The sequence below is a fragment of the Stenotrophomonas sp. 28608_Sma genome (genome assembly GCF_056486185.1).
The window spans coordinates 4,700,123-4,721,793 of the sequence record NZ_CM151308.1; the positions used below are offsets into that span (position 1 = coordinate 4,700,123).

Annotated in this window: 17 protein-coding genes and 1 pseudogene; 5 read left to right on the forward strand and 13 right to left on the reverse strand. The window is 61.3% G+C overall.

Features of this window, described 5'->3' with window-relative positions; translation table 11 throughout:
• Positions 1–130: 130 nt before the first annotated feature.
• Positions 131–343 (forward strand): annotated as a pseudogene (locus ACZLHH_RS22185) (magnesium chelatase domain-containing protein); the annotation flags it as partial.
• Between the two features lie 57 nt (positions 344–400).
• On the opposite strand, the gene ACZLHH_RS22190 reads toward ACZLHH_RS22185, so the two are convergent.
• The 6 genes from ACZLHH_RS22190 to ACZLHH_RS22215 all read right to left on the reverse strand — a co-directional run bounded on the left by ACZLHH_RS22190 (position 401) and on the right by ACZLHH_RS22215 (position 8,124).
• The gene (locus ACZLHH_RS22190) at positions 401–1,615 is read right to left on the reverse strand and encodes an ABC transporter permease (protein ID WP_071227694.1); all 1,215 of its coding nucleotides are present in this window, start codon (positions 1,613–1,615) and stop codon (positions 401–403) included.
• 11 nt (positions 1,616–1,626) lie between these two features.
• The gene (locus ACZLHH_RS22195; protein ID WP_071227695.1) at positions 1,627–2,946 is read right to left on the reverse strand and encodes an ABC transporter permease; all 1,320 of its coding nucleotides are present in this window, start codon (positions 2,944–2,946) and stop codon (positions 1,627–1,629) included.
• A 55-nt stretch (positions 2,947–3,001) separates the two neighbouring features.
• On the reverse strand, positions 3,002–4,606 hold the full coding sequence (locus ACZLHH_RS22200) for an ABC transporter transmembrane domain-containing protein (protein ID WP_071227696.1): 1,605 nt from the start codon (positions 4,604–4,606) through the stop codon (positions 3,002–3,004).
• Positions 4,603–7,344, reverse strand: a complete 2,742-nt coding sequence (lanKC, locus tag ACZLHH_RS22205) for a class III lanthionine synthetase LanKC (protein WP_081352253.1) — start codon at positions 7,342–7,344, stop codon at positions 4,603–4,605. The genes ACZLHH_RS22200 and lanKC overlap by 4 nt, the downstream gene beginning before the upstream one ends.
• Positions 7,345–7,450: 106 nt before the next feature.
• A complete protein-coding gene (locus tag ACZLHH_RS22210) occupies positions 7,451–7,573 on the reverse strand; it encodes a class III lanthipeptide (RefSeq protein ID WP_197573012.1) in 123 nt (40 codons plus the stop codon).
• A 428-nt stretch (positions 7,574–8,001) separates the two neighbouring features.
• Positions 8,002–8,124, reverse strand: a complete 123-nt coding sequence (locus ACZLHH_RS22215) for a class III lanthipeptide (RefSeq protein ID WP_197573011.1) — start codon at positions 8,122–8,124, stop codon at positions 8,002–8,004.
• Positions 8,125–9,188: 1,064 nt separating this feature from the next.
• On the opposite strand from ACZLHH_RS22215, the gene ACZLHH_RS22220 reads away from it, so the two are divergent.
• Positions 9,189–10,688: a YifB family Mg chelatase-like AAA ATPase gene (locus ACZLHH_RS22220; protein WP_180844608.1), complete on the forward strand. Its 1,500-nt coding sequence runs from the start codon at positions 9,189–9,191 to the stop codon at positions 10,686–10,688.
• A gap of 135 nt (positions 10,689–10,823) precedes the next feature.
• On the opposite strand, the gene ACZLHH_RS22225 is transcribed toward ACZLHH_RS22220, so the two are convergent.
• The 3 genes from ACZLHH_RS22225 to yidA form a co-directional block, all read right to left on the reverse strand.
• Entirely contained in the window at positions 10,824–11,210 is a 387-nt protein-coding gene (locus tag ACZLHH_RS22225) for a hypothetical protein (protein ID WP_180844609.1), read from the reverse strand.
• A gap of 118 nt (positions 11,211–11,328) precedes the next feature.
• Positions 11,329–13,647 (reverse strand): TonB-dependent receptor, encoded by a 2,319-nt coding sequence (locus tag ACZLHH_RS22230; protein WP_180844610.1) that lies wholly within the window; start codon positions 13,645–13,647, stop codon positions 11,329–11,331.
• A gap of 497 nt (positions 13,648–14,144) precedes the next feature.
• On the reverse strand, positions 14,145–14,978 hold the full coding sequence (yidA, locus tag ACZLHH_RS22235) for a sugar-phosphatase (protein WP_180844611.1): 834 nt from the start codon (positions 14,976–14,978) through the stop codon (positions 14,145–14,147).
• A 149-nt stretch (positions 14,979–15,127) separates the two neighbouring features.
• Here yidA and ACZLHH_RS22240 point away from each other — a divergent pair, with 149 nt between their 5' ends.
• Complete coding sequence (locus tag ACZLHH_RS22240) at positions 15,128–15,790, forward strand: exopolysaccharide biosynthesis protein (protein ID WP_049421123.1); 663 nt, start codon at positions 15,128–15,130, stop codon at positions 15,788–15,790.
• A gap of 140 nt (positions 15,791–15,930) precedes the next feature.
• Here ACZLHH_RS22240 and ACZLHH_RS22245 read toward each other — a convergent pair whose 3' ends face one another.
• Together ACZLHH_RS22245 and ACZLHH_RS22250 are read right to left on the reverse strand one after the other, a co-directional pair.
• Positions 15,931–17,241: a PQQ-dependent sugar dehydrogenase gene (locus ACZLHH_RS22245; RefSeq protein WP_180844612.1), complete on the reverse strand. Its 1,311-nt coding sequence runs from the start codon at positions 17,239–17,241 to the stop codon at positions 15,931–15,933.
• Positions 17,234–17,674 (reverse strand): DUF2231 domain-containing protein, encoded by a 441-nt coding sequence (locus ACZLHH_RS22250; RefSeq protein ID WP_180844613.1) that lies wholly within the window; start codon positions 17,672–17,674, stop codon positions 17,234–17,236. The genes ACZLHH_RS22245 and ACZLHH_RS22250 overlap by 8 nt, the downstream gene beginning before the upstream one ends.
• 310 nt (positions 17,675–17,984) lie before the next feature.
• On the opposite strand from ACZLHH_RS22250, the gene ACZLHH_RS22255 reads away from it, so the two are divergent.
• Complete coding sequence (locus ACZLHH_RS22255) at positions 17,985–19,751, forward strand: S8 family serine peptidase (RefSeq protein WP_100435394.1); 1,767 nt, start codon at positions 17,985–17,987, stop codon at positions 19,749–19,751.
• Positions 19,751–20,344 (forward strand): S8 family serine peptidase, encoded by a 594-nt coding sequence (locus ACZLHH_RS22260; RefSeq protein WP_006399785.1) that lies wholly within the window; start codon positions 19,751–19,753, stop codon positions 20,342–20,344. Before ACZLHH_RS22255 ends, ACZLHH_RS22260 begins: the two co-directional genes overlap by 1 nt.
• Positions 20,345–20,524: 180 nt before the next feature.
• Here ACZLHH_RS22260 and ACZLHH_RS22265 read toward each other — a convergent pair whose 3' ends face one another.
• Together ACZLHH_RS22265 and cyoD are read right to left on the reverse strand one after the other, a co-directional pair.
• Positions 20,525–21,196 (reverse strand): SCO family protein, encoded by a 672-nt coding sequence (locus ACZLHH_RS22265; protein WP_180844666.1) that lies wholly within the window; start codon positions 21,194–21,196, stop codon positions 20,525–20,527.
• A 142-nt stretch (positions 21,197–21,338) separates the two neighbouring features.
• Entirely contained in the window at positions 21,339–21,671 is a 333-nt protein-coding gene (cyoD, locus tag ACZLHH_RS22270) for a cytochrome o ubiquinol oxidase subunit IV (protein ID WP_006399830.1), read from the reverse strand.

The following is a 21,671-nucleotide window of genomic DNA, read 5'->3' on the forward strand; positions in this document are numbered from 1 at the left end:
TCGCCGCATAGGAACAAGGCACGCTCCGGGCACCTGTCGGAATCCTCCTAGCTGCGTCGCCAACAAACCCCGATATCCCTGCGCAGAGCGCCTGCCACACCATCAAACATCCCTCCGCAGGAAGCCACACATGAGCCTGGCGCTGGTCCACAGCCGTGCCCGCGCCGGGGTCGACGCCCCGCTGGTGCGGGTCGAAGTGCATCTCTCTGGCGGCCTGCCTGTCACGCAGATCGTGGGCTTGGCCGAGACCAGTGTGCGCGAATCACGCGAGCGCGTGCGAGCCGCCCTGCTCTGCGCGCGCTTCGACTTTCCGCAGCGGCGCATCACGTTGAACATCGCGCCTCGAGCATGTCGCACCTTGGCGTCGTCGGGCTGCGGGCTCGGCTTCACCTAAAATGGGTCAGAGCGAGCGGATCGCCTCTAGGGGCGTGATTGCTGAGGCCTTCAGTGCCGGAACCAGGACCGCTGCTTGGCCTAGCAACCACAATGCTATAGCACTCACCGGCAAGTAGGCTGCCGGTAGCCTTGGCAACTCGTAGAACCGCATTAGGCCAATATTCATCGCGTAGGAAAGGACCAGTCCAACCGCAATGCCGAGACTGACGATCAGAAAATTCTCGATCTGGAAGTAACGCAGAATATCCGATCGCGTGGCCCCTAAAGCACGACGAATGCCGATCTGCTTCCGGCGCTGCTCTACCCAATAGCTGGCCAAGCCCACAATTCCCAATGCAGTGGCCCCAAGAAGGGCAATGATCACTGCGGCAAGCAACCCCATCATGACCTTGGCACCGCGAAAGTGGTCTGACCTGAGTTCGGAGACCGGGCGACTGGCAGAATGGTCAAAAACCACATCAGGTGCAGCCGCCGATATAGCCCTCCCTACTTGGCCAAAGATCTGCGGAAGATCTTCCGGATTGGCTCGCACCAGGTATCTGCCAGCGAGCCGAGGCCCGGCCAATGCTGGAACGATGAGCGACCAGTCATTGCCCAATGCCTCTCCCAATCCCGGTTGAGAGACAGCAAGGTGGTCGACGGTACCTATTACCGTGAATCGGGTATCCATGGCCCAAATGCTTTGGCCGATTGCGCTTTGCCCCGGCCAATAGCGATCGGCCAACTGCCGAGTCACCAGCACCGGGGCGTTGGATGGGACGTACTGCTCGATGGGCGCATACTCGGCCGGCTCCGGCATACGACCAGACACCACATTCAAACCGAGCAACTTCAGCGCCACAGCATCCCCAAGGTAGAAATCCAGAACACCGCCAGAGCGCTCAAGCGCTTCGTCAGTGTTCACACCGGCACGGACTCCAGGATCGCCAAAGGGAACAGCACTAATGGCGCCCACAGCCTCCACACCTGGAATAGCCCGGATAGCGTTCATCACACGGGCGTTGATGTCATGTGCGTCTTCTGCGCTGAATCCGGAGAGCTGGACGATCCCAAGTGACGACTCCTGAACGCCACTATCAAGGTTGAGCGCTCGACTCTTCTCCATGAACATGAAGATTGCGTTGCATAGAACTGCACACGCTAAGGCTATCTCAATGGTGATCAAGAATGTGGCCAGTTTGTGCTTCTTCAGCGCCGCCACTATGATTCCAACTTGCATGGCACACTCCTTCAAAGCAGCTTCAGCTGGGTAACCGGCTGGATAAAACTCGCTCGATACGCGGGAATCGCACCCGCCAAGAGGCTTGTGAGCAAAGATAGAATGACTGTGACCAGAAACATTGCGATGTCCAGGTGCACCAGATCTGCGTATGCTACTGGCTGGATGCGTATCATCCACAAGCCAAGTAACGTTAGGAACAAGCCAAGCACGCCGCCCAAAGCACCGATTAGACCGGCCTCGACCAGACACTGCGTGAAGATAGCGACTCTGCTCGCTCCCAACGCGCGACGCAGGCCGATCTCTCCGCCGTGTCTCATGAACTTCGCAAGCAGCAAGCCGACTACGTTTGCGAGGCAGATCAGAAGGAACGCGAAGGCCAAAACCGTCTGCACTTTTACGTCGCTGGGAACTACCTGATTGAAGTCCAGCCATTCCATCAGAGACCTCAACCGGGTGTTGTCGTCGTGCTTGATACGTCCAAGGCGCTTCTGCTCAGCTGCATAGTTACGGAGGAAGCGATCGTATCCCTGAACGCGCTCCGGACCACTCAACTTTACCCATAGCGCGACCGCGACACAGGGCGAGCTCTCGAGAACACCAGGACGATCTGGGGTAGCCCAACAGGTAAACGGTTGGAAGTCGCCCTCGTTGATCTCGAGGCTAGCTGAGAGAGGAAGAAACACATCGTCCGCTACACCGTAGAAGCCGGATGTCTCACCACCAGAGAAGCGCCCACCTCTGATCTTGTAGAACAGTGGGGAAGGACGCCATGGGCCTAGAACACCGATGATCTGAAGATTTGTATCTTTGACTCTTAAGCTCTGACCGACACTGTTGCGGCCGCCGAACAACTGCTGGTTGAGTCGATCTGAGATCACTGCGACACGGCTGCGACGCGCGTCATCCTCAGCACCCCAAGCGCGCCCGTACTGTAGCGGCACGTCGAACATCGTAAAGAATTCTGAAGTTGTTGAGATCGAAGAGATCATCAGCGGTACTCCGCTAGGAAGCTCTGACCTAACCTTGACGGGATTGGATACCACCATCGCCTGGCTGTCCGCCTGCTTGGCCGACCATAGATCAAATGCGGTGCGGTAATCCATTACATCATAGGGCTCACGTCCTTTGGACTCTGGGTTCACATCAACTTGAGGGTAATAGATGTGCCCGCTCTTGCCTGGAAGAGGGTCTCCAGACAGGATGTGCATGACTGTGAGGGTTGTCATGCTCGCTCCGATGCCAACCGATATCGCCAGAATCACCAATCCAGTGATGACCTTGTTCCTTGCGGCGTTATGCAGCGCAACTTTCACGTAATAGCCAAACATCTAAGCAACCCTCCTGTGCTGTCCCACCTGTTCTGCGCCGGCCCATGGGGTCCGACTAAGCCTGCTGGACTGCGTTCTCATCCATAGTCCCAGCACTCTCTGACTCAAGCGCAAGAGTTGTATCAAACAGATTTCGGTACTCGATTCCGCCGTGCATGATCATTATCAGTATTTTGCCTTTCGTGATCGTCATGATCATATCCATGGCGATACGTTGGATGCCGGCGTCCAGGTTCGCAAGTGGCTCGTCCAATACATAGAGATCGGCCCTCTTGCTAAGTGCCATGGCCAAGGCAACCTTCTGTTGCTGACCCGCAGACAGCTGGTCAGGATAGGCCTCAAGAATCTCTGAAGAAAATACAGCCAGTGTTTTCAGAAGCTCTACGTCAACCCCAAGGTCCTTTATGGCGAGAGGAGGAAATGCGAGCGGCAGAGTGGATGAGCTGATTCGTGCAGGCAGTGAAAGACTACCTGCTGTGGGCAGCAGGTGCCTCGCGAGGATGTTGGCAAGTGTGGTCTTTCCAGAGCCGTTGTCACCAGTGACGAGAACCCTCTGCCCCCGATCAATGACTGTGGATACATTTCGAAGAACGCTGGTTTGGCCGAAGCTAAAGGACAAGCGATCGGCTATGACACTTTCTGAATACTTAAATTCAGACGATTTTCGCAACTCAAGAAACCCTGAAACTCGATGAACCGTGGCGCCGTAGCTCTTCAGATCTGCCCAGTTCTTGAAGATGGCAATTAGGGTTGTAGCCGCACGCCAGAATGCGTTCATGAATGCAATGAACGAACCAAATGTCATCTTCTTCTGAAAGACAAATATCGCACCAACGAATATCGAGCAGACATCCGACAGAACCATCGTCAGATCACTTGCGCCTTGAAGTGTGCGCACCACCTTGAATCGACTGTAGCCTGCATCCAAGAGGCCGTGCATGCCTCTATCGAACGAACTCAACGTCTTGCTTGTCAATCCGAACGTCCCCACCATCTTCAGGCTTCCAACAGCTCTGGCAAGGACAACCAGAACCTGGGCTTCCTTTTCCCGCTCCGTAGATGTCAAAGCACTGATGCGTTTGCCGACCACCAAGCTGACAATCGTGGCAATTGGGATGATCGCGGCAAGAACTGCGAAGGCCTTCCATGAGATGTAGAGCAGTGCTATGACCAAGGCCACAAGCATGGAGATCTTGACTGCAACTCCTCTGACCAAGGCAAGCATTGGTACCAGACCATCCTTTACGTCAGATCTGATCCGCGAAATGTAGTATCCCACTCCGTTTCGCAGGAAGTCTTCGTAGCGTTCACTGTAGAAGACGCGCAGAAGTTCCTCACTGACTCGCCTCACAATGCGATTGTCCAATCGCTGCTGCCAAAGCGAAGTCACGTAGGCACCCACGTTGAGCGACACACCTAGCGCAAGATAGCCAAGGATCAGGTACATCAAACGCGAAAAATCGCCCCTCAACGACGCCTCATCAAGAATCGCCTTGATCAGGAGGGGGGGTATCAGACCTTCAAATGCACCAATTGCACAGGAGGTGATCGTCACCGCCACGTACTCATTCCGGTTCTCGCCTAGCAAACGCGAGAAGTCACGCCATGGTGTGTGGCCGCGGCCAGGATCCACCGCAGTGCTGCCGCTCGGCGTACTCATTCTTGCCCTATTCCCCACTCAGGCCCTTCCATGAGGGTAGGGCCCAGCTGATGGCCTGCCTGCACCTTCAAGAAGGGGGCGTCCAAGATGTCCAGACAGAATTCATCGGGATACGGCGAACTCAGTCGATGCAAGGCCCGGATAGCCCCAGCAACACCTGTGGCGTAGTCACAGGAAATGCGAAACAGGTTCTCTCCCGGTATCGCCGCTGTGTCATCGTCGCCAAAAACATAGATGTCGGTCAGCCCCTCATAAGGGCGATTGGCCAGATTCAGGTACTTTGCATCTCCTGAATACACATAGGCATCTACCAGAGTGTCTATCAATCCGGCAAGGCCGTAAATAAGACCCGGAAATCCGGAATACTTGCGGTAGAGATCCAAGGCCAGAGATTCAACTACATCCCAGAGACCGTACCTGATGGCGACTTTTATAATGCCTGCGGTACCCTGCTCCACGTAGGGTTCGTAGGTGGTTAGGCCAGTAGGTGCGGCGGCAAACGTGGTGATACCTGCCTCCAGCTCGTTTCCCTTCGACAGGTCGTAGGCCAGTGCCAACTCTCCTATCGCCCTCCACTTAGAATCGCCGGTCACTTGAGACAGCCGGAGGAAGAAAAGCGCCACTCCGGATTGACCATAGCCGAGTCCTACTCGAATGACGCCGTCGTCCTCCCAATAGATTCCGTTCTCCGTACGAACCGCAGATGATTTCAGCTGCAGACCGAGCTCTAAGGCAGTTTCCAGATAGTTCGTGACTTGCGAGGCAAGAAAGGCTGCCAGATTCGCCATTCCGATGCCGGCTGCTCCGTAGTAGAACGAGATCTGGCCTTTCGAAACTGAACTTCTGTTGGCCATGTCAATGAAGCCAAGCCCGACAGAATCGTAGCCCATGGCCAAATGGGCCCATCCGATTCCCGCCAGCCCCGTCAGCACACCGGGCGCTGTGTTCGCCTCATGAAGACGTCCTGCATCCGAAAAGTGCCGCTCGAGTACTTCATTGGCCACCTCGGCACCGGCGCGTGTGAGTGCGTAGATTACGCCGGAGGAACCAAATCCCAAGCTAGTTGCATTTGTGGAGAGAGCAAAGGGGTCACAAGGAAACAGCGTGTACTTCGAATTCAGTCGATAGTTCATCAGAACGAACCTAGACAACCGTTCTATCAAGTGCTCCACTGGCTCAGAAGAAGCCTCGCGCATACCGTACGGCTCATCTATTGAGGCTCCTACCTGTAGCCTTTCTTCGGCCTCGCGAAGATCGATCCGTCCCTGCGCGAGACCACGAATCACATCGAGCACCGGGGTCCCTTCCCAGCCGATATCCTGGACGAGAATGGGAAGGACGTTGTCGAAGAGGTCGTCTCTGACATACGCCATCGCCACGATCGGAAACATGGAGTACATCATGATCGCCGAAACTGCGTACAGGTCATCCTCGATGCTGCTTACCTTTGTCCTGCTCTTCATCTTGCTTCTGAATCCAGGTGTATGGATGTCGTCGGATTCTCCATGAGACGGTCGGAATGCAGCTTCCAGGTCAATCAACCGCACCTCCAGGGATTCCTTCTTAACCAGAATATTTGGGGGTGACAGATCGCCAATAACCATTCCTGCCCTATGCGCCAGATCAACGACTCTGAAGAGATTAATGAAGATCGTTCGATACATCCCATAGAACTTCTCACTGTCTGCCACCGTTGGGCGCACCGTCATCAGCGGCGAGAACTGGAGCATGACCTGCCGCATGTCGAGAGCATCGAAATGCTCCTCAACGAGGTAGAAATTCTCCCAATCCCAGAACGAGTCCAAGACTGCAGGGGCGACTCCCAGCGGACTGAGGATGCTCAGATTCGACATCTCTCTTTCCAGGCGGGTGGTTGCATCTCCGCCATTTTCATAGAGCTCCACATGGGGCCTGGCCTCCTTGATGACGACTTGGCGACCGGTGAGAGTGTCCTTTGACAGGTACACTCCACCAGTGTTCGAGAAGCCCAGCGCGCTCTCGATCAAGTAGCGACCGTTGTTCAAGACCATCTCCCCTGTTTCCTCTTCCTCGGCAGGGAAGGGGTCCTGAGCCCACTCAGGAGTCTCGAAGTACGGGGTCCGATGATCAGGGACATGGTCTCCTGACGGTGAAACAAGCATCGGGATCATTCTTCCCATGAAGTCCAGACGGTTCACTTGGATGATGCCGCCGTACCGGTAGTAGATACAGCGGCTGTCTTTGTAGCGCTTGTCGGACAGGATGTAAGATCCGACATTCGCCCCCACCTCTTGGTACATCAGCTCGATGAGTTCTTTGAACTCAGTCTCCGTATGTGGGTAGACCGTAATGAACTTCCCAGATCCACCTCGGGGCCAACGCTTGGATGTCATCATCCTCATCGTGCGGCGGTCGTTGGCGAACTTAAACTCCACATCACGCTGAAGCAGAAGCTCAGCAACACGCTGAAGAATCTGCTTGCAGTTATCTTCGATTGCTGACAAATGGATCTTCCAACCCTGAGCTGGAAGCGACCGCGAGCCAGACCTCGCGAGTGGCAAGACATGGGACCACACTCCGATCCGGCGAATGCCCCAGCCTTGCCCATGCGCCACTAGAAGCTGATCAACAATCGACACTAGCTCATCGCTCGGCCTGTAATGCTCGTAGTTCGGCTCGTAGAAGCGCTCGTCGCTGCTGATGAAGTTGACCTTGTCAACATGCCGCAGCTCGCGCAGCGTAGGTTTTCTGGAAGACATCACGCGCTATCCTTGGAGATGATCGGCCCGCAGTCTCCAACCGAGCACTGGCAGCCGGCATTGTCATGGGAGGGCGCCAGATATCCGGCGCCCTCCTTTAGGTCAACTACTGCAGTTTCTGCTCCTCCGTGGGGCCGCAGCATGAATGGGTCGAACTGGTAGAGCTGTTGCCCATCAGGCTTAACGAGGTATCCAGAGACAGGCGCTGCAGATTCAGTACACGATTCATTCTTTCTCTCCTTAGTGACTCAAGGTAGCGTCACTCTCCTTGGCTCATCGTCCCTGGATGAGCGCGCCCCCTGAGTTGGCACTTACTCACGACAGCTGGCGGATCACACGATCAGCTGACGACTCTTGTGTTAACGCTCTCCTTCCACAGGCGTGGCGCAGCAGCTGTGCTGGGAGCTGGTACAGCTGTTGGCAAGCGCAGACACGGTGTTTTCCACAAGCAGTCTCTGCAAGTTGAGAACTCGATTCAATGAAGGATCCTCTTTCTGATAGGAGATTCGCCGATGAGTCACTCTCGGCCATGTCGCTGGGTCGATAGCGTCGATGATGAATCCCTTGCGGTAGATCGATCAGATTGGTGTGGCAATACATGTGGTGTAGCCGGGACACCTAGGAAGCCGGCGGCGACACGTCATGCAGCAACAGCTATTACAGCCGCGGATCCTCTACGCTGCCATCACAGCAGCTGTGTGTGGAGCTGCTGCAGCTATTGCCCATCAGGCTGACATTGGTATCGAAGGCCAAACGCTGCAGATTCAGTACACGATTCATGACATTCCTCCTTGGTTGACTACGAATTTCCGATCAACCCCAGCCAAAGGTTGGGTAATCGGCGGCACACTGCGCATCTGAATGATCAGACGCGCAGATTGGTACGCGGAGAAGGATGGATAAGACCACCCCGGGGAGAAATGTTCCTGATCCCAGGAGATGGGGCAATTGAGCCTCTGAACTCACTCCATCACTTCTTCGCCATAGAAATTCCTCTCATAATTTTCATCGTGCACCGCCAACGGCAGGGAATGGCAGCACACATCATTGCTCCACATGTACTCACCAGAACCGGAAACTGATCCTTAGAGACTCACAGGCTGAGAACCAATTTCTCAACATGTGGAACGAGCGACTTACTTTCGGCCCGCCAGAGATACTGCATACCAGCGGCATCCAATTGCCAGACGCCGCACCGACATTACTGTCGCAATCTCCCTGATAGGCAGATAAGAACAAGGCATCGAACTTTTGGATTTCTACCGTTCTTCTCCGGATCACGATGGACTCAGTGTTGGATACTCTTCTTTCACCGACATCAATGAAATGACAATTGATTCTTCCTATCGACGCTCCATTCCTTTCTCGCAGACTTGCAAACACCGTGATGTAAAGGGTTTTGGTCAGATCTTGAATTTCATATTCACCCATCAGCCGCGCATTGGGACATCTAATTTTCAGCCATATGCGTCACTTTGGCGGGAACAACGGTTGACGATTAGCGCTACTCGTCTTTTGGTCACGTGGACCCGTTTCTATGAGGCAACGCTTTAGAGCCGGAACTTGGAATTCCCCGAATCCATGATGTTCCATCAACCAAAGAAGATTCGCCTGTGCGTTCGTACACGATGATTCGGGCTTGCCCGGGACCCGACTACTGACTCCAACTTCCCACATCTCGATCAACGCCTGCTTCAATGTCCAAAGTGACGGGCGTCGCTGCGTTGCCCATCACAACTTTCATTCAACGTTAGGGCATTTCCTAGCCGCGTCTGATGCAGTCCCCGATGGCTGACCGCCGATTGCTGTTGCACTATTCAATGTCTCTAAACGGGAAACCACACATGGGCCTGGCGCTGGTCTACAGCCGTGCCCGCGCCGGGGTCGATGCCCCGCTGGTGCGGGTGGAAGTGCATCTCTCTGGCGGCCTTCCTGTCACTCAGATCGTGGGCTTGGCCGAAACCAGCGTGCGCGAATCTCGCGAGCGCGTGCGTGCCGCCTTGTTGTGCGCGCGCTTCGACTTCCCGCAGCGGCGCATCACTTTGAACCTCGCGCCTGCCGACCTGCCCAAGGAAGGCGGCCGCTACGACCTAGCGATTGCGCTAGGCATTCTGGCGGCCAGCGGCCAGGTCGATCCGCAGTCGCTGCTTCAATACGAGTTTCTGGGCGAGCTTGGGCTGACCGGTGAACTGAGGCCAGTGGCGGGCGCGCTGCCTGCCGCAATCGCGGCCGCCGAAGCCGGGCGCATTCTGGTGGTGCCGCCCGGCAATGCGGCGGAGGCCGCACTGGCCGAGCACGCCGATGTGCGTGTAGCGCGCACGCTGCTGGAGTGCTGCGCCGGGCTGGGCAATCCGCGTCTGTTGCCGCCCGTGGAGCGCGTGGACACGACACCGTTGCCACTACCCGATCTGGCCGACGTGCGCGGGCAGGCGCACGCACGACGCGCGTTGGAAGTGGCCGCAGCGGGTGGGCATCATCTGTTGTTGATCGGCAGCCCTGGCTGCGGCAAGACACTGCTGGCCTCGCGCCTGCCCAGCCTGTTGCCGGATACCGAAGAGACTGAGGCGCTGCAGCTGGCCGCGATTGCATCGGTGAGTGGCGAAGGACTGGACCCACGACGGTGGCGGCAGCGACCCTTTCGGGCACCGCATCACAGTGCCAGTGCGGCGGCGCTGGTAGGTGGGGGCAACCCGCCCTGCCCCGGTGAGATATCACTGGCCCACCATGGAGTCCTCTTCCTTGATGAGCTTCCAGAGTGGAACCGCAGCGCGCTGGAGACCCTGCGCGAGCCGCTGGAGTCCGGCCACATCCGCATCGCCCGCGCGGCACGCAGCGTGCAGTACCCCGCGCGATTCCAACTGGTGGCTGCGATGAATCCCTGCCCATGTGGCTGGGCCGGCGACCGCAGCAATCGCTGCCTGTGCAGCGACGAACGTATCAACCGCTATCGCGCGCGCGTGTCCGGTCCGTTGCTGGACCGTATCGACCTGCATATCACAGTGGCGCGTATGGACGCAGTGGAGTTGCGGGAGAGCACGCCACTGGGTGAGCCCAGTGCTGCGGTACGTGCACGGGTGGAAGCCGCGCACGCCCGGCAGCAGGCGCGTGGCGCGCTCAATGCGCACCTTCCGCCGGCGGCGCTGCGGGCGTGCACGAAGCTGAGCGAGGCCGATCAGGATCTTTTGGAGCAGGCGATTGAGCGCCTGCAGCTTTCTGCGCGGGCGATGCACCGGATTCTGCGGGTGGCGCGCACGATTGCGGATCTGGCGGGTTGCGAGGTGATCCAGACGGCGCATCTGGCTGAAGCGATTGGCTATCGGCAGTTGGATCGGGGAAAGCCCTAGGAGCACCGTTCGGAGTGGTCGTTGGTTGAGTCGACTGTTAGTCGACTCTACCAACAGCGGGTCACGGCGACGGATGGTGCCATGGTGCCAGAGCGGGTCATGGCAGCTCGGCACGCCGGGAGCGGCCCCCACGCATCAGGCCGCGGAATCCACCCGCCCACGCTTCGCCAGCAACGCCACCCGACGGCTGACCAGCGCGTGCAGCTCCGCCAGCTCCGACGCCCGGTCAGCCGTCATGTTCCCGCCGAACAACACCCGCGACAACGCCGCCTCGTCGCTGTCGTCCGGGTGCTGCCACCGGTCCCGATACACCTTCTGGCACACCAGCCAGGCCAGCCGCAGCCCCCCACCGGGCAGCGGGCGGACCACGCGCTCGTACACGTGCCAGAACTGGTACTCGGCCTGCAGGTCGATCACAGGCGCCGCGGACAGCGCCTGCCGGGGCCGTCCATGACTCCGTATGCCGAACAACGGTGATCGCGGGTTGTACTGAGCCATGCCGACAGCATGACCCAGCAACATTGTGGGAACCTTGCGTCGCCGCCAGAAAATCCCTGTTGATTGCGCAAGGCGGGTTTGTGGGCGGATCCGAGCACCTGCCTGGGGCCGCCAAGTGCATCCACGCATGGCGTGGATCTACTTAGAAGGTCATCGAGGTGCTGAACATCAGCTGCCGGGGCGCGCTGCGCTGCAGGGTCTGGTAATCCCCCGAGAACGACGAGCCGGCGATGGTGGCGGTACCGATGTTGTGGCGGTTGAACAGGTTGCTCACGTCCAGCCGCAGCTCCAGGCCGGGCACGGCGCTGTCCGCACCAAAGCGGTAGGCGGCATAGGTGTTGACCTGCCAGAAGGTCGGCACGCGGATGTCGTTCTCGTAGGTGAAGGGCTGGCGCAGGTAGGAGGTGCTGGTGGCACCGAAGCGCCAGTCACCGAAGTGGGCGGACAGGTCGCTGACCAGCGAGATCTGCGGGTAGCCCGGCTGGGCATTGCCCTTGATCGGATACACCGTATCGCCCACCACGAAATCGCTGTCGTAGTACGAACGGGCCACGGCCACGCCCTGGTAGAACTGCAGATGGTCGGTCAGGTCGGCGGTGATGCCGAGGTCGGCGCCGATCACGTGCATCTTCGGCATCAGCCGCACCGTGTTGATCTGCGCGAACTGGGTACCAATGGCCGCCGACAGCAGGCGGTTGCGGATGTCGTTGTAGAACACGTCACCGGTGATCGTCAGCCGGTCGAAGCGATGCGACGCGCCGACGGTCAGGTTCCAGTTCTTCTCCGGGCGCAGCGTGCCGGCCACGCGGTCGAACTCTTCCTGGTCGGTGATGGTCCACGCCGAGGCGGTGTAGCCGATGTTGCCGCGCTGGGCCACGCGGTAGCCGTTCATGGTGTTGGCCAGGTCGATGAAGGCATCGGTGGATTCGGTCGGGCTCCAGAACAGCGAGACATGCGGCAGGAAGTTGCTCTTCGCGCGCAGCGTGCCGTTCACCGGGCGATCCTTGGCGTCACCCAGGCCGCCACCGCTGGTGCGGAAGTCCACGGCCTTGAAGCCGACACCCAGCTTCAGCGTGTCGTTCAACACGATGTCGTCCTGCAGGTAGAACTGGCGCGAGTGGGTCACCCAGCTCGATGCGTTGTCGGTCTTGAACGCGGGACCGTACACATCGAACGGACCGGTGGCCTTCAGCGGCGGGCCCTCACCCAGCAGCGGCTGCTGGTACCACTCGGTCTTGGCCGCGGCCTTGCTCTTCTCCTGCCAGAAACCGGCGGTGAAGGTGTGCGCGCCAGTCTCGAACTGCAAGTTGAGCATGCCGCCCAGCCGATTCACGCGCGGCGTCTGCACCTGTTCGGAGAACGGTGCGCCGTTGGGCGACGGCACGGTCGGATCGGTCAGCGTGGCCTGGGTGTGGCTGTTGGCGTTGTACAGCTGCACGTTGCCGCTCAGCGCCGGGGCAATCTGGAAGCGGTGGTTGATCGAGGACACGCGGTCGCGGGTGATCTGGCCGGTGTCGTACGGGATCAGTTCGGACAGCTCACCGCAGGTATAGGCGCCGCAGGACTTGTCCGCATTCTCCGGCGAGGCCACGTACCACGCCCAGGCATAATCGGGATAGAAGATGTCGGCCTTCCAGCCCAGCTTGCGGATCATGTCGAACGAAATGTTGTTGTAACCCCAGACCTTGGCCTTGCTGTCGGACAGGAACACGGTGAAGTCGCCCCAGGCAACGTCCTGCTGCAGCTTCAGGTCGCCGCGCAGGAAGTTCTGGGTGCCCTCGCCCTGGTACTTGTCGGCGGACACGCGCTGCAGGTCGACCAGCACCTTCGGGCCATGCTCGCCGAGCTGGCCACTCTGCCCGGACACGGTGGTGACCAACGTGTTGTTGCTGCCCACGCCCTGTTTCACGCGCAGGCTGGGCGTGTCCTGCAGCTCGCGCAGGCGGTATTCCAGGCTGCCGCCGTTGACGCTGCTGGAGAACACGCTGACCGGTGCGCCACCGGGGCTGACCGTGATCGCGCCGATGCCATCGGGCACGCCCACGTTCACCACGCTGGTGCCGGTGAGCGAGAGGAAACCGTTGTCGTTCAGTGGCACGCCTTCGAAGGTGATACCCATTTCGTTCATGCGGAAGCCGCGCACGAACAGGCTGGTGGCCGAGATATCCAGGCCCAGCCCATCGGTGGCGGTGTAGCTGGCGCCCGGTACCTGCTTGAGCATGGCCAGGCCGTTGTTGCCGGTGACCATCGCGTCGAGGTCTTCAGCCTTGATGACGTAGCGGTTGGGGCCGACCACCTGAGTAGGCGCAACGGCCGCGCCGCGCGGCGTGGCGATGACCTGCAGCGCGTTCAAGGTGGTGGGGGTGTCATGCGCGGCATCGTGCGTTTCTGCGGCGTACGCAGGTGCGGTGATGGCCGTGATGACGGCCAGAGCGAGGCGCGTCGTGGGTGGGGTGTTCATGGGCAGATCCAGGTGCAGGGAGAGAGCGGCGCAGGCGCACGCCCAGCGCGTTGCAGCACCGGTGTCGGCGCCCTGGCTGGCAATGCGATTGCGTTGAGGGAGTGACGGCGCGGTGCGCGCCGGTCAGCAGACGAAGGCGATCATCTGCCGTGGGATTCGATGGGGTGATTTCGACGTGCGAAATTCTTGCATCGCAGTGCCGCATTCGCCATTGCGCGGTGGTACAGCGCGGATGGCGATGGGGATGGGTGGGTTATACGTGGGTATAGCCTGGGTCGGCGCATACGGTGCGCGTGTGCCAACCAAGATTGGCACCTACCGAGGCGGACGGGACCCGGTAGAGGCCGACCTTGGTCGGCGCTTGCCGTCTGCGTGTGCCAACCAAGGTTGGCACCTACCAGGGCGGATGGGACATGGTAGAGGCCGACCTTGGTCGGCGCATACGGTGTGCGTGCGCCAACCAAGGTTGGCACCTACCAGGGCATAGGGACGCGCGGTTACTGCAGGACGAAACGCTCAATGGCGCGCGCCACGCCTTCGTCTGCATTGCTGGTGGTCTCGAACCGCGCCACCGCCTTCGCCGCGTCGATGGCATTGCCCATCGCCACGCTGGTACCGGCGTACTGCAGCATGGTCAGGTCGTTCTCCTGGTCACCGATGGCCATCACGTTGGCGCGGTCGATGCCCAGGTGCTCGGCCAGCTTCTGCAGGCTTGGCCCCTTGCCGGCGCGGTGGTCGAATACTTCCAGGAAGAACGGTGCGCTCTTCAGCACCGCGAAGCGCTCGGTCAGTTCGCTGGGCAGGCGCGCGATGGCGGCATCCAGCACGTCGGGTTCGTCGATCATCATCAGCTTGATGAACGACATGGACGGGTCCATGTCGGCCACGCGGCGGTAGGACAGCGGCATCCGCGAGAGATGCGAGTCGGCCACGGTGTAGTAGCTGATGTCCTGGTTGGGCGTATACATGCGCCGGCTGTCCAGCGCCTGGAAGTGCGCGCCCAGGTCGCGGGCCACCTGCTCGCAGAACAGGAAGTCGTCGAAGCTGAGCGGATACTCGACCACGGTTTCGCGCGTGCCGATGCGCTGCACCAGGCCGCCATTGCAGGCGATGCAGTAGTCGTCGTCGCCGGTGATGCCCAGCTCGTGCAGGAACGGTGCCAGGCCGGGAACCGGGCGGCCACTGGTCAGCACGATGTGCACGCCCAGCGCGCGCGCCTGCGCGATCGCCTGCTTGGCCCGCGCGGTGAGCGTGTGGGTGGGGTCCAGCAGGGTGCCATCCATATCGATGGCGACCAGTTCGATGGTCGATTGCCTGCGGCCCATGTCCATTGCGTTCAACTCGTGCGGGGCACGCCAGTTTAACCCCTCATGCCCGGTTCACCTCTTTGCCCACGTTGGCCGGGATACTGCGGGAGCCTGTGCGTCCCCCACCGCAGGACGGCCCGCTGACCGCCCTTCCCTGGAGAACCTTGCGACGCATGACCTACCGTGCCCCCGAAACCAATGACAGCGCACCCCTGGCCCAGCAGATCGAGCAGATGATCGACGAGCTGCCCGGCGACCAGGTAAGTGTCGGCACCCTGCTCAGTGCGCTGGGCGACGAAGGCCTGCTGCTGATCGTGATCCTGCTCTCGGCCATCTTCATCATTCCGGTGTCGATTCCGGGGCTGAGCACGGTGTTTGGTGCCTCGATCCTGCTGATCGGCCTGAGCCGCGTACGCAACCGGCCGCTGTGGGTGCCGCAGAAGCTGGCACGCCGCGAGATCGCCACCGACAAGCTGAAGGCCAACCTGGGCCGTGCGCTGAAGTGGGTGCACCGCATGGAGCGGTTGTCGCGGCCGATGCGGCTGGCAGTGATGGTGCGCTCGAAGAAGATGATGCGCCTGAACAACCTGATGCTGGTGTTCGCGACCCTGCTGCTGATGGCGCCGGCCGGGCCGATTCCGTTCAGCAATACCTTGCCGGCGCTGGCGCTGATGTCCTTTGCGATTGGCTTCATCCAGCGCGATGGTGCGGCGGTGGCCGCTGGGTACGGCTTTGTTGTGGCCACGGTGGTGTATTTCGGCGTGCTGCTGGGTGGCGTGGGGTTCGCTGCCGAATCGGTGTTCAGCGGGCTGCGCGCGGCGCCGTCGGAAGTGTAGAACCGATCCCAGGCTCGGCGGCTTATGGCTTTTTGTAGAGTCGAGCCATGCTCGACTGCTGCTGGCAAAAGCAGTCGAGCATGGCTCGACTCTACAAGGGCCAGATCCAACGCAGTCGAGCGTGGCTCGACGCTGCAGAGTTACTTGGCCGACACCCGCCACACCACGTCGCCCACGTCGTCGGCGACCAGCAGTGCGCCCTCGGCGTCCATCGCCATCCCCACCGGTGCGCCCATCAGGGTCTTCTCGTCCTTCGAGGCGAAACCACTGACCACGGTCTGCGGCCGCCCGGTCGGCTTACCGTCCTTGAACGGTACGTAGACCACTTCGTAGCCGCTCAATGGTGAGCGATCCCAGCTGCCGTGCTCGCCGATGAAGGCGCCGCCGTGGTACTGCGCCGGCAGTGCCTGGCCGGTGTAGAACAGCAGGCCCAGCGGCGCCACGTGCGAGCCGATGGCGTAGTCCGGCGTGATGGCTTTCGCCACCAGGTCCGGCCGCTGCGGCTGCACGCGCTCGTCCACGTGCTGACCGTAGTAGCTGTAGGGCCAGCCGTAGAAGCCATCTTCCTTCACCGAGGTGAGGTAATCGGGCACCAGATCCGCACCGATTTCATCGCGTTCGTTCGCCACGGCCCACAGCGTGCCGGTGCTCGGCTCCCAGTCCAGTCCGGTCGGGTTGCGGATGCCCGACGCAAAGATGCGGCTGCCACGGGTGGCCACGTCCACTTCCAGCACCACTCCGCGGCGGTATTCAACGGCCAGGCCATTCTCGGTGATGTTGCTGTTGGAGCCCACGCCCACGTACAGCTTGCGGCCATCGCGGCTGGCCAGCAGTTCCTTGGTCCAGTGGTGGTTGATGGTGCTGGGCAGGTCGGTGAACTCGCGGCCCTTGTCGGACATGCGGGTCTCGCCCGGCACGTAGTGGTACTGCACGATATTGCCGGTGTTGGCCACGTACAGCGTGTCACCGATCAGTTGGATGCCGAACGGCGAATGCAGGCCTTCGATGTACACGTGCTGGGTCCACGTGGCAGTACCAGGCGCACGGCGCAGCAGGGTGACCCGGTTGCCGCCCTTGCCGGCCTTGCCCGAGCGCGCCTTCACCTTGCCGGCAATCCACTGCTTGGGCGTGGTGACCGGTTCTTCGCCGGGGCCATTGCCCTCCACCACCAGCACATCGCCGTTGGGCAGAGTCAACAATCGCCGCGGATGCTGCAGGTTGGCGGCGATGCGTTCGATCTTCAGGCCTTCGGCCACTGTGGGTGACTGCCCATCGGCCCAGCCCACGCCACGTGGCACCTGCATCGGCGGCATCAGGAAGTTCTTCGGTGCCGGCAGCGGCGGCTGCGCACCGGACTGGTCGGCGGGATGGTACTCGGCCTTGCCGGCACAGGCCGACAGGGTCACGGCCAGCGCCAGCGCGGCCACGGTGGGCAGGATGTGCTTAGCCATGACGGCCTCCCTGCAGCACCGGCGGCTGCAGTGACAGCAGGATCAGGCCCAGGGCGATCAGGGCCACGGTCAGCGCCGACAGGATCGTGCCCGGCACCGCAACGGCATACGCATCGCGGCTGTGCACGAAGGCGTTCCAGATGGCCAGCACGACCGCGACCAGGTTGAGGAAGAAGTCGATACGGTCGATGCGGGTGCCGGTACCGTTGCGGCGCCAGACCGCGAACAGGTTGATCAGGCGCGGCACGATGGCGATCAACAGGCCGAAGGTGATCAGCCAGGCGGCGGCCTTGCCCCACATCACCTCGGCGCTGTTGAGGTAGATCGCGTCGAAGATCAGTGCGCCGACGAAGAAGCCGAAGGGTATCGGGTTCAACAGGCTGAACAGCGTGGTGCCGAGGCCGCGATGGGCCTGGGCCAGAGGGTTGACCATCATCGTGCTCCGATGCGGAAGGGTGCACGGGCTGTAGTAGCACAGCCGGATGTGAGGGCGCGCGATGATGCCGGGTGGATCCACGCCATGCGTCGATACGCGTGCCAACCAAGGTGGGCACCTACCAGATGCGGGCCGCTGCAGTCGTCATTACCCCACGGCATAAGCGTTTGTGACGCAATCGGCACATCTGCAGATTGGGAGTGTGAAGAGGTAGGGGGTTGTTCGTTGTGTCGCGTTTGGCTCGTTGCGATGGGGCAGTTCCGCCCCGCCGTCCTGCCATGCCGATTCACAACAGAAGGATTCGTGTATGAAGCGACACACGCAACGCTCCGCGCCACCGCGCTCCGCGCGCCTGGCCCTTGCCACTGCCCTGGTGCTGGGCAGCCTGGCCGCTACCGCCCAGGCCCAGCAGGCCGATCCGCTGGCCGGGCGTCAGTGGCATCTGCTCAACACCGGACAGGCCGTACTGGGCGATACCCTGCCGGTGGCTGGCAACGATCTGAACGTGGATGGCCTGTTCCGCAATGGCATCCGTGGCCAGGGCGTCACCATCGCCATCGTCGATGACGGCCTGCAGATCGCACACCCGGACCTGGCCGCCAACGTCGCGGCGGTCGCGGGCAAGAACTTCGCCAACCAGAGCAACAACCCTTCACCGTCCAATCCGGACCGCGACAATCACGGCACCATGGTCGGCGGCATCGCCGGTGCAGTAGGTGCCAACAACCTGGGCGTGCGCGGCGTCGCCTCGGCGGCCACCCTGAAGGGCTTCAACTTCCTGGCGTCCAATGCCCAGGGCAATTCGAATTCCAACATCGAGTACTCGTGGTGGGACGGCGCCGAAGTGGCCGACGTGGGGGTCTTCAACAACAGCTGGGGCTCCAGCCCGGGCAACCCCAACCTGCCGCTGGCCTACAGCCAGAACGACATCGCCGCCTATGAGCAGGCCATGTCCGGCACCCGTGGCGGCCGCGGTGGCATCTACGTGAAGGCCGCAGGCAACAACCACAACAACGGCGCACGCTCGGATGGCACCGACATCTGCTCGGCAGACACCAAGAACCGCAACACGGGTTGCATTCCGGCCGGTCGCGACCCGCGTAACAACCTGTTCAACGTGATCACCGTTGCCGCCGTGCGCGCCGATGGCGTGCGCTCGTCCTACTCGTCCACCGGCTCGGCGCTGTGGGTGTCCGGCTTCGGCGGTGAGAATGGTTGGCAGCGGCAGGTCGTGCCGGGACAGCTGGCGATCCGCTACGATCCGGCCATCCTCACCACCGATGTCACCGGCTGCGCGCAGGGCAGCAACAAGAACACGAGCCTGCGCAACACTTTGGACGGCGACCAGTCTGCCATCGACAGCACCTGCAACTACACAGGCAAGATGAACGGCACCTCGGCGGCCACGCCGATGGTGTCGGGCGTGGCGGCACTGCTGCTGGAGACCAACCCGAACCTGTCCTACCGCGATGTGAAGTACATCCTGGCCACCACCGCCACCCGCACCGATCCGAACCGGGCAGCGGTGACCCACTCCGACGGCCGCGTGCTGGTGCCGGGCTGGACGGTGAATGCCGCCGGCCGTGCCTACAGCAACTGGTACGGTTTCGGTGTGGTCAATGCAGCACGCGCGGTACAGGTCGCAGAGGACTTCCAGCCGCTGGGTGCACTGGTGGATAGTGGCTGGCGCAACACGACGCGTACCGTGGCCATCGGCAATACCTCGGCGGCCGCGGCGCGCCTGACCTTCCAGCTCGCCAACGGTGCACGCAACATCGAGAGCGTGCAGCTCGGCTTCCGCGTCAACCACAGCAACACCCGCCAGCTGCAGTTCGTGCTGATCTCGCCCAGTGGCACCCGCAGCGTGGTGCAACCGGCATTCACCGCGATCGGCTCTGGCCTCAACGGTGTGCAGCGCAACTTCACCAACTGGGACCTGCTGTCCAGCAATGCCTTCCTGGATGAGAACGCCACGGGCACCTGGACGCTGGAAGTCACCGACCTGGGGCAGGCCGCGAACGCTGCATCGCGTGGCAACCTCGAATTCTTCAAGATCCGCGTTCTGGGGCACTGATGATGAAGACGACCATTCTGTTGAGCACCCTCGCCCTCGCGGCGATGACCACCACCGCCTGGGCACAGAGTTCGGGCCAGACACCTCCGGCGAAGACCTTGTCGACCGTAGACACGCAGCAGTTGAAGGCAGAGGCCACCGGCCGTTCGTTCAATGTGGGCGGCTCGCGCTTCCAGCTGGCGCCGTCGGCAACCGTGCAGCAGGCCAGCGGCGGCCAGTTCCGGATCACCACCGGGGCTGATGCCAGCGCGGCGGCCGTCGGCACCCGCAGCAAGCGGTCCACGGATGCGTCTACCGGTGTGGCCGCACGTGCGGATGCCGGTGCCAGCAAGTTTGCGGCCGCTGTCTCCAACGATGGCGCGCCGGTCGTGGCGACCTCGCGGGTCAAGGTGTTCTTCACCGATGCGGCTTCGGCGCAGCGTGCGGCCACCGCCACCGGCGGCACCGTGGTGAAGGTATCCAAGGCCTCGGGCCGCGCGATTGTGGAGTATCCGTCGGTGAACGCGGCACTGGATGCGACCACCAAGCTGCTGTCGACCGCCGGCATCAAGGCGGCCGAGCCGGACGTGGTGCAGTGGGAAGAAACCAAGTAAGGCGTTGAGTGGTGCCCCCGGCCGGTTGGCTCTCCTGGCCGGCCGGGGGATTGGTGTGTGGGGTGTGCCGACCAACGGTCGGCACCCACCAGATTCATTCACCGCGTGTCGACCAAGGTCGACACCTACCGGGGCAGTGGGCGCGACGAACAGGCGGCATCAGCCGGGCATGGCCCAGGATTACCGCGCGGCGAGCGTGTCGCTTCGCTTGAGGTGGCAGCTGGCCAGCGGGCCGTTGCCGGCGGTCGGATGGCCAGGCTCGAGCAGCAGGCGCTGCACGTCCGAGAACAGCTTGTCCACCGGCATGCCATAGGGCGCGAACAGGCGCAGACGGCCTTGGCGATCAAACACGTAGCCGCCGGCGATATGGCTCATGGTGTAGGTCTCCGGCACCGGGCCGGGTTCCTTTTCGTAGAACGCCTTGAAGTCGCTGGCCATCGCGGCCAGTTGTGCTTCGTTGCCGACCAATGCGACCGCCTTGGGGTCGAACGCTTCCACATAGGTGCGGGCGACTTCGGGCGTGTCGCGTGCGGGATCGACACTGACGAACACTACCTGCAACTGGTCGGCATCCTTGCCCATCAGGTGCTTGACCTGGCTGAGCTCGACCATGGTGGTCGGGCACACGTCCGGGCAGCTGGTGAAGCCAAAGAACAGATAGGTCACCTGCCCCTGCAGGTCCTTGGGCCCGCGCACGGCGCCGTAGCTGTCAGGCATCGACCAGTGCTGGCCGAGCTCTTCGCAGGCAATGTCCTTGGAGTAGAAATCCATGCGCGACTGCGCGCTGCAGCCAGCCAGCAGGCCGATGGCCAGGCCTGCCAGCAGCGGCAGGCGGAATCGGGGAGAGAACAACGAACGGGCAACAGCAGCAGGACGCTTCACGGGTACCACCAACGCAGACGCGGGCGGGGTCTCGGTCAGGCCTGCCCTTGGGGGAAAGAGGACGGAGGTGCCGGGGTGATCGCGCGGTCCATGCCGATCACCCCGGCCACGGTCAGTTGATCATCATGTGGTAGTGCATGCTCCAGATGATCCAGACCGACAGTGCGACGACGATGAACAGGATCACCAGGGTGAACACGAAGCTGGCCAGGTTCCAGCCGCCTTCGGACTTGCGGTCCATGTGCAGGAAATAGACCAGCTGCACCAGGATCTGCGCCACCGCGAAGCCGACCAGCAGGAACAGCGTGAGCGGCCGCGACAGCACCGGGTTCATCACCAGCGCGAACGGCACCACAGTCAGCAGCGCGCACAGCACGAAGCCGATCAGGTAGGACTTGGTGGAGCCGTGCGCATTGCCGGCGCGCGAGGTTTCGACGTGGGCCAT

Bases quoted from the DNA above. Each gene is read 5' to 3' on its own strand.
- ACZLHH_RS22240 (WP_049421123.1), top strand. From the start codon at position 15,128: ATGACCTACCGTGCCCCCGAAACCAATGACAGCGCACCCCTGGCCCAG.
- ACZLHH_RS22200 (WP_071227696.1), bottom strand. From the start codon at position 4,606: ATGAGTACGCCGAGCGGCAGCACTGCGGTGGATCCTGGCCGCGGCCAC.
- ACZLHH_RS22220 (WP_180844608.1), top strand. From the start codon at position 9,189: ATGGGCCTGGCGCTGGTCTACAGCCGTGCCCGCGCCGGGGTCGATGCC.
- cyoD (WP_006399830.1), bottom strand. From the start codon at position 21,671: ATGGCCCACGTCGAAACCTCGCGCGCCGGCAATGCGCACGGCTCCACC.
- yidA (WP_180844611.1), bottom strand. From the start codon at position 14,978: ATGGACATGGGCCGCAGGCAATCGACCATCGAACTGGTCGCCATCGAT.
- ACZLHH_RS22195 (WP_071227695.1), bottom strand. From the start codon at position 2,946: ATGTTTGGCTATTACGTGAAAGTTGCGCTGCATAACGCCGCAAGGAAC.
- ACZLHH_RS22250 (WP_180844613.1), bottom strand. From the start codon at position 17,674: ATGGTCAACCCTCTGGCCCAGGCCCATCGCGGCCTCGGCACCACGCTG.
- lanKC (WP_081352253.1), bottom strand. From the start codon at position 7,344: ATGTCTTCCAGAAAACCTACGCTGCGCGAGCTGCGGCATGTTGACAAG.
- ACZLHH_RS22230 (WP_180844610.1), bottom strand. From the start codon at position 13,647: ATGAACACCCCACCCACGACGCGCCTCGCTCTGGCCGTCATCACGGCC.
- ACZLHH_RS22260 (WP_006399785.1), top strand. From the start codon at position 19,751: ATGATGAAGACGACCATTCTGTTGAGCACCCTCGCCCTCGCGGCGATG.
- ACZLHH_RS22255 (WP_100435394.1), top strand. From the start codon at position 17,985: ATGAAGCGACACACGCAACGCTCCGCGCCACCGCGCTCCGCGCGCCTG.
- ACZLHH_RS22225 (WP_180844609.1), bottom strand. From the start codon at position 11,210: ATGTTGCTGGGTCATGCTGTCGGCATGGCTCAGTACAACCCGCGATCA.
- ACZLHH_RS22210 (WP_197573012.1), bottom strand. From the start codon at position 7,573: ATGAATCGTGTACTGAATCTGCAGCGCCTGTCTCTGGATACCTCGTTA.
- ACZLHH_RS22190 (WP_071227694.1), bottom strand. From the start codon at position 1,615: ATGCAAGTTGGAATCATAGTGGCGGCGCTGAAGAAGCACAAACTGGCC.
- ACZLHH_RS22215 (WP_197573011.1), bottom strand. From the start codon at position 8,124: ATGAATCGTGTACTGAATCTGCAGCGTTTGGCCTTCGATACCAATGTC.
- ACZLHH_RS22245 (WP_180844612.1), bottom strand. From the start codon at position 17,241: ATGGCTAAGCACATCCTGCCCACCGTGGCCGCGCTGGCGCTGGCCGTG.